Source organism: Streptomyces sp. P5F9 (assembly GCF_057961495.1).
The window spans coordinates 1-10,424 of record NZ_JBXVPZ010000354.1; the positions used below are offsets into that span (position 1 = coordinate 1).

The 10,424-nt window shown below is 69.4% G+C and carries 8 protein-coding genes; 1 reads left to right on the forward strand and 7 read right to left on the reverse strand.

Annotation, left to right across the window (positions count from 1 at the left end):
- The coding region (locus AC31A1_RS37870; RefSeq protein ID WP_489657632.1) for a hypothetical protein at positions 1-617 on the forward strand (617 nt) is incomplete at its 5' end.
- Here the strand turns inward: AC31A1_RS37870 and AC31A1_RS37875 are convergent.
- The 7 genes from AC31A1_RS37875 to AC31A1_RS37905 form a co-directional block, all read right to left on the reverse strand.
- Entirely contained in the window at positions 614-2,677 is a 2,064-nt protein-coding gene (locus AC31A1_RS37875; RefSeq protein WP_489657633.1) for a TerD family protein, read from the reverse strand. The two genes, AC31A1_RS37870 and AC31A1_RS37875, sit on opposite strands and share 4 nt — an antisense overlap.
- Before the next feature lie 131 nt (positions 2,678-2,808).
- Positions 2,809-3,570, reverse strand: a complete 762-nt coding sequence (locus tag AC31A1_RS37880) for a TIGR03943 family putative permease subunit (protein WP_489657638.1) — start codon at positions 3,568-3,570, stop codon at positions 2,809-2,811.
- Complete coding sequence (locus AC31A1_RS37885; RefSeq protein ID WP_489657639.1) at positions 3,567-4,526, reverse strand: permease; 960 nt, start codon at positions 4,524-4,526, stop codon at positions 3,567-3,569. The genes AC31A1_RS37880 and AC31A1_RS37885 overlap by 4 nt, the downstream gene beginning before the upstream one ends.
- A 145-nt stretch (positions 4,527-4,671) precedes the next feature.
- The gene (locus AC31A1_RS37890; RefSeq protein ID WP_489657634.1) at positions 4,672-6,015 is read right to left on the reverse strand and encodes a helix-turn-helix domain-containing protein; all 1,344 of its coding nucleotides are present in this window, start codon (positions 6,013-6,015) and stop codon (positions 4,672-4,674) included.
- A gap of 88 nt (positions 6,016-6,103) precedes the next feature.
- Complete coding sequence (locus tag AC31A1_RS37895; protein ID WP_489657635.1) at positions 6,104-7,318, reverse strand: RNA-guided endonuclease InsQ/TnpB family protein; 1,215 nt, start codon at positions 7,316-7,318, stop codon at positions 6,104-6,106.
- 298 nt (positions 7,319-7,616) lie between these two features.
- Positions 7,617-9,200, reverse strand: coding sequence for an MFS transporter (locus tag AC31A1_RS37900; RefSeq protein WP_489657636.1), 1,584 nt, complete (start codon positions 9,198-9,200; stop codon positions 7,617-7,619).
- A gap of 226 nt (positions 9,201-9,426) precedes the next feature.
- Positions 9,427-10,424, reverse strand: a 998-nt coding sequence (locus AC31A1_RS37905) for an alpha/beta fold hydrolase (RefSeq protein WP_489657637.1), incomplete at its 5' end; no start/stop codon positions are given.

The following is a 10,424-nucleotide window of genomic DNA, read 5'->3' on the forward strand; positions in this document are numbered from 1 at the left end:
CCCCCGTCCTCACCCCGGCCCAGGCCCAGGCCGCGCTGATCACGGACGCGGACCTGGGCGCCCCCTGGACCCCGACCCAGGGCACGGCGACCTGGCGGGACACCCTGCTCAAGGCGAAGACGGCCGCACCCGACTGCCAACGCCTCCTGGACGCCCTCTACGCCGACGAACTCCTGGGCACCCCCGCCACCACCCAGGCGGTGACCACCCTCGACGACACCGACGACGAGGCCCAACTCCGTTACCAGGTAGCCGCGTTCGCCCCGGCGGACGTGAACCGCACCCTGGACTGGCTCCGGTCCCTCCCCCAGAAGTGCGCGAACTTCACGGCGACAACGACCCGCTCCGGCACCCAGACCGTCCAGGTCACCGAGGCCGCCCTCCCGAACGTCGGCGACGCCCGCGAGGGCCTCCACCTCACCCTCACCGGCACCACCCCCGAGGGCGACCAGTCCACCCTCACCCTCGACACCGCCGCCGTCCGCATCGGCGACGACACCATCACCTTCACGAACGGCGGCCTGGGAAACGTACCGGCGGACGCGATGCAGCAGGCGCTCCAGACCGGCGCACAACGACTCACGGATGTGCAGAAGCAGGGGCGGGTGCAGATCTAGGCGTCCACAGGTCGCCGGGCCCGCGCCGCACGCCCGTCCAGGTGCACCACCACACTCGCGTGGAAACGGTCCACGGATTCGTCGACGCTGCGGATGAAGCCCGATTCGGCGGTGCCCCGGGTGTTGCCCATGCCCCTGAAGAGGGAGAGCCGGAAGCCGGTGATCTGGGCTCCGTTCTTGGGGAGGATGTCGGCCGGTTCCGGACGCAGGCGTTCCAGCGTGCCGCGCGGCCCGCCCGTCTGCCCCTCCAACAGGGTCTCGACGTGCAGGTCGGCCGGTGCCTCGGCGAGCCGGCGGACCAGCCGCTTGGCCCAGGTGAGGGGGTAGCCCTGGTCGGGTGCGGCGATCCCGATGGACGTGCGCAGCTTGCCGGTGCGCAGGTCGGCGCAGAGGGCGAGGACGCCGGGCGTGCCCTCGATACGGAGTTCGGCGTCGAGCCGGCCGTCCACACAGAGCCGGTCGGCCAACGCTGCTCGTCGCGATGCCGGGTCGGTACCGCGCTTGGCGCGCTGCACCGGCAGCACCTTCTCGCCGAGCTCGCCGCCGAGCCGTAGACACACCTGCCGGACGAGCCGTTCCCAGCTCTCCACGACCTCCATCGCCCGCGCGTCGCCCTGGCACAGGGTGTCGGTGTCGATGGCGTTGCGTACGGGCACCCAGGAGCGGCCCATGTTCTGGAAGCCGTGACAGCCGGAGTTCTCGTGCTGGAGGTAGTGCAGCAGTTCCTGGAGCAGCCAGGCGTGCGCCGCGTTGCCGACGCCCTCGTGCCGGATCAACAGCTGTGCCTGGTGGGCGACTTCGGCCCAGGACAGATGCCAGAGCGCCACCTTGTGCTTGCGTCGCCCGTCGAGCTTGACCTCCACCAGCGGGCTGCCCTCCAGCTCCACGTCGTTGGAGAGCGTGATGACGGCCTCGTATCCGCGCCGGGCGGCTATGTCGGCGTAGGCCTGCACCTGGTCCGGCTTGAGCGGGTTGCCGTTCGTCTTCGTCTCGACGAGCGCGGTCCACAGCTTGCCCGCGCGCTCGACCCGGATCACCCCGTCGGGCCGCCGGGGCGACTCACCGTTGGGCAGCGTGACCTCGGTGAACGTCTCCATCCGCCCGACCGGCGCCCCGAACGCGGCCGTCAACCGCCGCCCGAACTCCGGCACTTGGGCCATCACGGACAGCAGCACGGAGGTCGCCCGGGTCTCCCGCTCGTGGTCGCTCTTGAGCGCGGACGCCGGGAAGAGCCGGGCAGCCCGCCAGGAGTCGTTCTCGGCGAGCGACTTCTTGGCCACCTTCGGCAGGGTGACCTTCTTCTTGGCGGTACGAGGACGGGCGGGACGCGGAGCTGCCTCGGCCCCGCTCCCCGCCTCGGGTACCGACTCGACCGAGGGGCTCGACGGCTGCGCGGGAATCACGGAGACGGCCTCCGGCGCACGGACCGGGGTTCCGGAGTCCGGCTCGGCGGTTTCGGAGTCCGGCTCGGCGTCGGAATCGGAAGCGCCCTCCACGTCTGCGTCCGTGCCCGCGTCGTCGTCGATGTCGACGCCGAAGTCCGTTGCCACGCCCGCCAGTCCGGACTCGTAGCCCTGTCCGATCGCCCGGAACTTCCAGTCCCCGCCCCGCCGGTAGAACTCGCCGAAGAGGAGCGCGCTGACCTCGCCGGGATCGTCGATCGAGAAACGCAGCAGGCTCTCACCGGAGCCGTCGGCCAACGTCAGGCGCAGATCCTGCAGTTCGGAGAAACGGGCGCTCTCATAACGGCTCGCCGCTACAACGATCTGATCGACTCCGGCCGGAATAGCGGTCAGATCGAACGTGATCCGGTCCTCGCTGCCGTCCGCCGTCGGCGCCTTGCCGAGCAGCTGGACGCTTCCGTCTGCGGCGACGGGGTTGTTGTAGAAGTAGAAGTCCCCGTCGCTGCGCACTTTTCCGTCCGCGGTGAGCAGCAGTACGGAGACGTCCGCGTCGCCCTCTCCCGTCGGACTGCCCCAGCTCAGGCTCATCATCACCGAGCCGACGTCCTCGCTCAGCGACGCCAGTCCGACGTTCCCACCCTTGACCATCTCGTGCATGAGGCCCCCCAGATGCACGGCCGCGCAGCACTTCCGGCGGCCCCTGTTTCGTAGCGATGTGTGACGCGCTCCACACCCAGCGCATCAGAGGCACCTTAACGCGCAGGAATCACCCGAATCTCCAGAATGCGTCAACGCTTGTCATACGGGTCGGCCGGTTCTTTCACCTGTTTTACGGCTGTCGCCTTGAGGATCGGCGGCCACGCCCCGTCCGTCCCGAGCTTGCCCTTCGGGATCCACGTACCCGTGGCCGTGACCCAACTGTCCGTCTGCGGGGCCCCGTCGGCCTCGTCGCCCCGGATCTCGACCTTGCTGATCGTCGCGTCGGCCGCGCAGCAGGTGACCAGGAGGCGGGTGAGGTACCAGGTGCCGTTGGAGCCGTGGGTGACGAAGCCGGTCATGCGGAGGGTGCGGCCCTTGAGGGAGCGGCCGGTGTCGTAGATCGCGCGGGAGCTGTACTGGGCGACCGAGATGTCCAGCACCTTTCCGGCGGGGAGGGCGGGGAAGGCGCCCACGCCCTGCGCCGCACGCTGTGCCTCCTCGCGTGACGCGCTGTATGAGCCCAGTGCGGGAGGCGGGAAGAGCAGGAGCGCCAGGGCGGGGAGCGTCAGCAGCCAGGCGATACGAGGGCCGCCGTGCGCGTGCGAGTGCGAGGGCGAGTGGCCGTGCTCGTCTTCCTCCTGCTCCTCCGGGGTCTCCTCCTCGTGCTCCCTGTGCCGCATCCCCCTCACCGCCGCGGCCAGACCCAGCAGGATCAGCAGCGCCCCCGACACGACCAGGTAGGGCCTCAACGCCGCCTGCACGTACCGCAGATACAGCACGCTGAAGAGGGAGATCCGCAGTACCGCCCCGCCCATCAGCAACAGCAGGACCGCCGAGCCGTAGCGCCTCACAACAACCACCAACCCACCAGCGTGCTGCCGGCCACCGCCACCAGCCACGTCGTCGAAGAGAAGCGGAAGGCGAAGGCGCGGCCGAACGTGCCTGCCTGGAGGGCGATCAGTTTCAGGTCGACCATCGGGCCCACCACCATGAACGCCAGCTTCGCCGCCGGCGAGAAGCCGCTCAGCGAAGCCGCGACGAACGCGTCCGCCTCGCTGCACACGCACAGCACGACCGCCAGCAGCGCCAGCAGGAGGAGCGACAGCCAGGACGAACCCGTGAAGATGTCCAGGATCGAGCGCGGTACGGCGATGTTGAAGGTGGCCGCCGCTGCCGCACCCAGGACCAGGAAGCCGCCCGCGTGCAGGAAGTCGTGCTGAAGGCCTGCTGCGAAGGCCTGCACGCCCGTTGGCGAAGAGGCTGCCGTCTGCTTGCGCTTCGGGAGGCGTAGCCACTCCTCCTTGCCGAATCTCGCCCAGAGCCAGCCCATCACCACCGCCGTGGTGAGGGAGGCGATCAGGCGGGCCAGCACCATCTTCGGCTGACCTGGGAACGCGATCGACGTGGCCACCAGGACGACCGGGTTGATCGCCGGGGCCGAGAGGAGGAACGCCAGCGCCGCCGCTGGAGCGACCCCCCGCCGCATCAGGCTGCTCGCCACCGGTACCGACGCGCACTCACAGCCGGGGAGGACCACCCCCGCCGCGCCCGCGATCGGGACCGCGAGGGCCTGGTTGCGGGGGAGGAGGCGAGTGAACACCTTCTCCGGTACGAACGCTCCGATCGCCGCCGACACCACCGTGCCCAGCAGCAGGAAGGGGACGCCCTGGACGGCGACCGCCGTGAAGACCGTCCACCAGGCCGCCACCGCGGGGGTGTAGAGGTCGATCGCGACCATCGGGCCGAGGACGGAGACGACCGTCGCGATGGCTATGAGCGCCGCGCCGCCCAGGACCGCGTAGACCATGGCGCGTACGGCCAGGCGCAGGCCGTCGACCACGGTCCGTTCGTTCTGCACGCGCACGCGCCTGTCTCATCCCGTTTCGCACCACTACCGCTACGACTCGTCCGTCGCACGGTAGTCGTCGGCGCTGTGCGGTATCCGCGATTAGTCAAAGAGGAGGCTGTGCGGGGGCCGGGCCCAGGGTCGTCGTGCCGGGGGCGGTGCGGTGGCCGAGGCCGGTGCGGTACGCGTCGAGGGCCGCCTCGACCCGGCCGGTGCGGCGGAGCAGGTCGCCGAGCATGCGGCACAGGTCGGCCAGGTCGCCGGCGGCGCCCGCGCGTTCCAGCAGGCTGAGGGCGCGGACGTAGTGCTCCTCGGCCACGTCCGTCTCGCGGGCGTCCTCGGCGATGATGCCGAGGAGGCGGTGCGCGGCGGCGGAGTGCAGGGCGCCGCGTTCGGAGCTGAGGTCGCTGAGGACGTCGTGGAGGAGGGCGGCGGCCTCGTCGGACTTGCCGCGTTTGTGGAGTACGTCGGCCAGTTCGACGGCGACCTGACTGCTGTACAGCGCCGCGCGCTTCGCCGTCAGCATGGCCAGCGCCTGTCTCAACTCGACCTCGGCGCGCTCCAGTTCGCCGTCCTGGGCGTAGACGTAGCCGCGCATCCAGTGGCAGTTGGCGAGTTCGGTACGGAACTGGAGCTGCCGGTACAGATCGGCGGCCTTGGCCAGGGAGGCGTCCGCCTCGGCGACCTTGCCCTCCGCTATCAGCGTCCGCGCCACCGAGCGGTGCATGCGCGCGAGCAGCGCCGGGTCCGCCACCTGCGGCGCGAGCGCGAGCGCCAACTCCGCTGCCTGGGCCGCCCTCGCGTGCGCGCCCATGTCCATGTACGGCCCTATCGCGCTCGCGTAGAGCAGCAGCAGGGCATCCGGGTCGTGCAGGCCGCCCCGGTTCAGCTCGTCGAGGGTGGACTCCAACAGGTAGACGGCGTAACGGAGTTCACCGGTGAGGTAGTGCGCCACCGCACGGCCCCGGATGGCCGGGACGCGGGACGGGAGTGGCTCCTCGGCCAGTCGGTGCTCGGCGCGCTCGAAGTACAGGCGGGCGGCGGTCAGGTCGCCGGTGTCGAGGCCGCATTCGCCCAGCCCCAGCAGCGCCACCGCCTCCTCGTCCGCGAGCCCGAGGGTCTCCGCCTCCGCGAGGAGATCGGTGTACTGCTCGGTGGCCTCCTCCGACTCCCCTGTGGCCAGGGTGCGTTGGGCCTCGGTCAGGCGCAGGCGGAGTTCGGTGGCGAGGTGGGCGGGGCGGCCGGTGGCCAACTCCTCGTAGGCGACACCGAGTCGCTCGGCGAGGTGGCGCAAGGCGTCGTCGGAGGGACGGACCCGCCCGGCCTCAAGCGTGGAGATGTACGCGGGCGTGTAAGCGGGCTCGGCCAACTGCCGCTGAGTGAGCCCGCGTTCGTGCCGCAACTGCTGGACCCTGCGCCCGATGACTTCCGGGTCGTCCCGTCTCACCATGCATTAATCATGCCAGTAAGCCGAGTTACAGACTGGCGAGTAACTCAGTTACGTGACTCCTCCCCCTCGTGAACAAGGGGGCTTCTCGCTAGGCCGGGTTGGCGTTGCGACGGACCAGCCCGGCCCGTAGAACGTTGATGGCTCCTACTGTGTCGGCGTGCGCGGTGTGGCCGCACGAGATGCAGTGGAACTTTTCCTGAGTGGGCCGGTTCTCCTTCGCGGTGTGCCCGCATTCGGGGCACTGGCGGGAGGTGTTGCGGGGGTTAACGGCGATCACTTCCCGTCCGGCGCTTTCAGCCTTGGCGTGAAGGATCGTCAGGAACACCCCCCAACCGGCATCGGCGATCGACTTGTTGAGCCCGGCCTTCGCCGCAGCCCCGTTCGGCAGGAACACGCCTGCCTGGTCGAGGTCGGGCTTCGGCGCGGGTGACCTGCTCATGTTGCGGATCTTGAGATCTTCGTGCGCGATGAAGTCATGCGCGCGTACCAGGCCCAGCGCGGTCTTGTGCGCGTGGTCGAGCCGCTGACGCCGGACCTTGCCGTGCAGCTGGGCGACCTTGTCCACGGCGCGCTGGTGGTTGGCGGTGCGGTCCTTGGCCTTGCAGCGCGGGAAGCGGGAAAGGGCCTGCTGCGCAGCTTGGAGCTTCGCGGCAGCCTGACGCCCGTGGCGCGGGTTTGGCACGAAGCGGCCGCCTGAGTCGGCGAGGAAGTTGACGATGCCCAGGTCGATCCCGGCCACGGAACCGGTCACCGGCAGCGGCTCGGGCTGCTCCTGCTCGGCGGTCAGCACGACGAACCAATTACGGCCCTCGCGCTTCACCGAGACGGTCTTGACCCGGCCGGCCACGGCGCGGTGCTGGTTGACCTTCACATGTCCGACGCCCTGGAGACGGACCCGGGTGACGGGGTCGTGCGGGGTGGAGTCCCAGCGGCAGCCGTCGCCGTCCTTGGGGAAGTCCACCGTGTCGAACCAGTTCATCCCGCGAAAACGCGGATAGCCGGGAGTGTCACCGGACTTGACCCGGCGGAAGAACGCCGCGAACGCCTTGTCCAGACGGCGCAGGGTCGCCTGCTGCGAACTGAACGACCAGCGGCCCTGACACTCCGGGTCGAACGACCGGATCTCCTTCAACTGCGCCGACTGCATGCCGTACTTGACGCTGGTCTTCGACGGATGCCGATAGGCGTCACGACGTTCCTGCAACGCCCCGTTGTAGAGGGAGCAGTGATCCCGCAGCATCTCGACCAGCGCCTGCGACTGGCGGACGGTGGGCCGCAGGAGGAACTTGTACGTACGGATCACCCAGCCCACCCCCTCCGGTCGAATTCACTTGATCATACCCACCCCGCCCACATCACTGAATAGAGCATCAAATCATCATATTAAACGCAGAGTTGCTTCACCTATAACCTCAATGCTCACCAGGCATCGGCGCGAAGCTTCTAATACTCCAGCCGTAGATCGTGATCTTCACGTCTGTGGCTGTAGTCCTCCGGCCAGTTCAGGTGGCCGAGCTGAGAATGCCGGTGATCTCCTGCCCGGTGTGTGATTGGTCGATCTGCTGCCTCATGCCGTGGCCGGGCCTGCCAAGCCCGCGGCCTCACGCATGTTCCTCGCTCCGGCTTGGCGCCTGGGCGTTGCCGGTCATGGGCTGCCCGGATGTCTGCGGTGCCTTGCCCGCGCCGAGGTAACAGACCGCCGCACCGGTGACTACGGCTACGGCGATGACTGCTGCGGACATACCGCTTATGAACGCCTCCCGGACGTCGTCGGCGAGTACGGCGCCCTGTGGGCCGAGGCGTTCCGCGACATGCAGGCCGAGTACAGGTGAGTCACGCACGGCCTCGGCGGCCGCGTCGGGCAGCCGATCGAGGTCCGCGGTGAGCGAAGAGCGGTAGACGCTGCCGAAGAGGGAGCCCATGAGGGCGATCCCGATGGCGGCGCCGACTTCGCGGGTTGCGTCGTTCACCGCTGATGCCACGCCCTGCTGCTCCTCGGGCAGCGACCCGGTGATCGCCGATGTGCCGGCGGTGCCGGTGAGGCCGATGCCGAATCCCGCCAGGAGGACGCTTCCGAGGAAAGGGAGATATCCGGACGTGACCGTGAGCATCGACAGGACGACCAGTCCGGAGCCGAGCAGCGCCAGGCCGCTCACCAGTACCGTCCGCATGCCGACCCGTCGGATGAGGACGGGGGCGGCCAGGGAGACGGGAATGACGACGAGGGCGACTGGGGCCAGGGCGACGGCGGCCTTCAGGGGGGCGTAGTCGAGAATGAGGCGCAGGTACTGCAGGCCGACGAAGAAGAAGCCGAAGAGGACCATGAACTGCACGGTCAGGGCCACGCTGCCTGCGGAGAATGCCCGGATGCGGAACAGGCGTGGGTCGAGCAGTGGTTTGTCGGTGCGCAACCCGATGAGGACGTAGCCGGTTGCGGCGAGGGCGGCGACGGCTAGTGCGGCGATCACCGGCGGTGTGCTCCAGCCTTCCTCGCTGCCCGCGATGAGCGCGTACACCAGGGCTCCGGGCGCCAGTGCGGTGCAGAGAGATCCGGCGGCGTCGAATCGGGGGGCTTGGGTGTCTTTCGATTCCGGAACCCACACAAGGGTTGCCAGGGCGGTGGCCGCGGCGGCGAGTCCTGCGGTGATGAAGATCGACCGCCAGGAGAACAGCTCCAGCAGCGCCCCGGAGGCGAGCAGGCCGAGGATGGATCCGGCGGCGGCGCAGCCGGACCAGATTGCCGCGGCCTGGCCGCGCAGGTGCGGGGGGTAGACGGCGGTGATGGTGGCCAGCGTGCCCGGCATCATCATCGCGGCTCCCAGTCCCATGACCGACCGCCATAGGATCAGCGCGGTGGTGCCGGAGGACTCCGCGGCGGCGAAGGCGGCAGTACCGAAGATGATGGCTCCCAGGAGCAGCAGGGCGCGTCGTCCCAGCCTGTCTCCCAGGGCTCCCAGTGGCAGGACCAGCCCTGCCAGGGCGACGGTGTAGCTGTCGACGATCCAGGTCAGAGAGTTCAGAGAGGCTGAGAGGTCGAGTCCGATGTCAGGCAGGGCCAGGTTCAGTGCGGACATCGATGCCGTGACGAGCATGAGCGCGAAGCACACGACGCACATGACGGCCCGGTGTGCCGGCGGATCGAGCTCGATCGCGGCTCCGGTCGACACGGTGGGGGGAGGGGACATACAGAAACGGCATCCTCACGTGCTGGCGGTGGAGTGCGGCACGGTTCACCCGCACGTGTGGTTGATCCCGCGTGCTTGCCCTGCCATGTGAGACGGCGGACGGGCTGAACTGCCGGTGGGGCACTGGTACACATCGGGCCCAACGGTGCGGTGATCCAGATTTGCGATCTGCGAAAGGGGCCGATATGCATGCAGGGCGGGCGAGGGAATGTCGGTCGTCGTCATGTCAGTTGTGCTTTTCCAGCTCCGCCAGGACGGTGGGGTAGACGTCGCGCGCGGACCCGGCGCCGATCCAGAGGTCCAGGTGCGCGTAACCGGGGACGGTGTCGTAGCGGTAGAGGTCCCCGCCGTGCAGTCGGCACAGTCGGTCATAGGTGCGGCGCAGGCCGACAGGCAGGCATTGCCGGTTCTCGGCGCCGGTCAGGAAGTGCATGGGCAGCCGGTAGGCGTCCTTGTTGTGCCAGTAGGTGTCCCGGCCGTGCGCGTCGCGCGCCTCCTGATGGCGGCACATGCGCGCGATGTGCGCCATGGCTGTCATGTCGGCGTCGCCGAAAGCCCCGGGGAGCGCCCCGAGGGCCACCTCGTCAAGGTTGGCCCAGGCGAACGGGTTTCCGTAGACGAAGGAGATACGGCGGGCCCAGGGGGTGGGGTACTTGTTCCGGAACGGCAGGATCCGCATCACGGCGTCGATGGCCCGGTCGACGCGGGAGGCGGGGTCGTAGCCGACGGGCAGGTGGGTGATGCCGAGCGCGCGCAGCACGTTCGGGACGCGTACGGCGCAGCGGAGGCGGTTGCCGGTATCGAGCACCATGTGTCCGGCGAGTGCCGAGAAGGTCGCGGAACGTACGCCTTCCAACCCGGCGCCGAGCGCCATGAACAGGGACAGCCCGCCGATGCAGTGCCCCTGCACCTGCACGGTGTCGGCCCCGGTGACCGCGCGGACGTGCGTGACGGCGGCGGGCCAGTCGCGCCGGGCGACATCGTCGATGGTGAACGGCCGCCGGCGCGCCGGGAGGCCGGTGCTGCCCCGGTAGTCGAGCAGCCAGACGTCGTAGCCGTGCTCGACGAGGTGGGCGACCCAGTTGCGGGGGGTGTCGAGGGCGTAGATGTGGGCGGGGTTGCTGTAGCCGGGAGCGACGATCAACGGGCCTTTGGTGCCGCCCCGGTAACGGGTGAGTTTGAGGGCGGTGCTGTCGGAGGCGGTGATCTCGTGGCTCTCGGGAG

What these genes read in the sequence shown, in the direction of transcription:
- AC31A1_RS37875 (WP_489657633.1), bottom strand. Translation starts at nt 2,677, where the DNA reads ATGCACGAGATGGTCAAGGGTGGGAACGTCGGACTGGCGTCGCTGAGC.
- AC31A1_RS37900 (WP_489657636.1), bottom strand. Translation starts at nt 9,200, where the DNA reads ATGTCCCCTCCCCCCACCGTGTCGACCGGAGCCGCGATCGAGCTCGAT.
- AC31A1_RS37885 (WP_489657639.1), bottom strand. Translation starts at nt 4,526, where the DNA reads ATGGTCTACGCGGTCCTGGGCGGCGCGGCGCTCATAGCCATCGCGACG.
- AC31A1_RS37890 (WP_489657634.1), bottom strand. Translation starts at nt 6,015, where the DNA reads ATGGTGAGACGGGACGACCCGGAAGTCATCGGGCGCAGGGTCCAGCAG.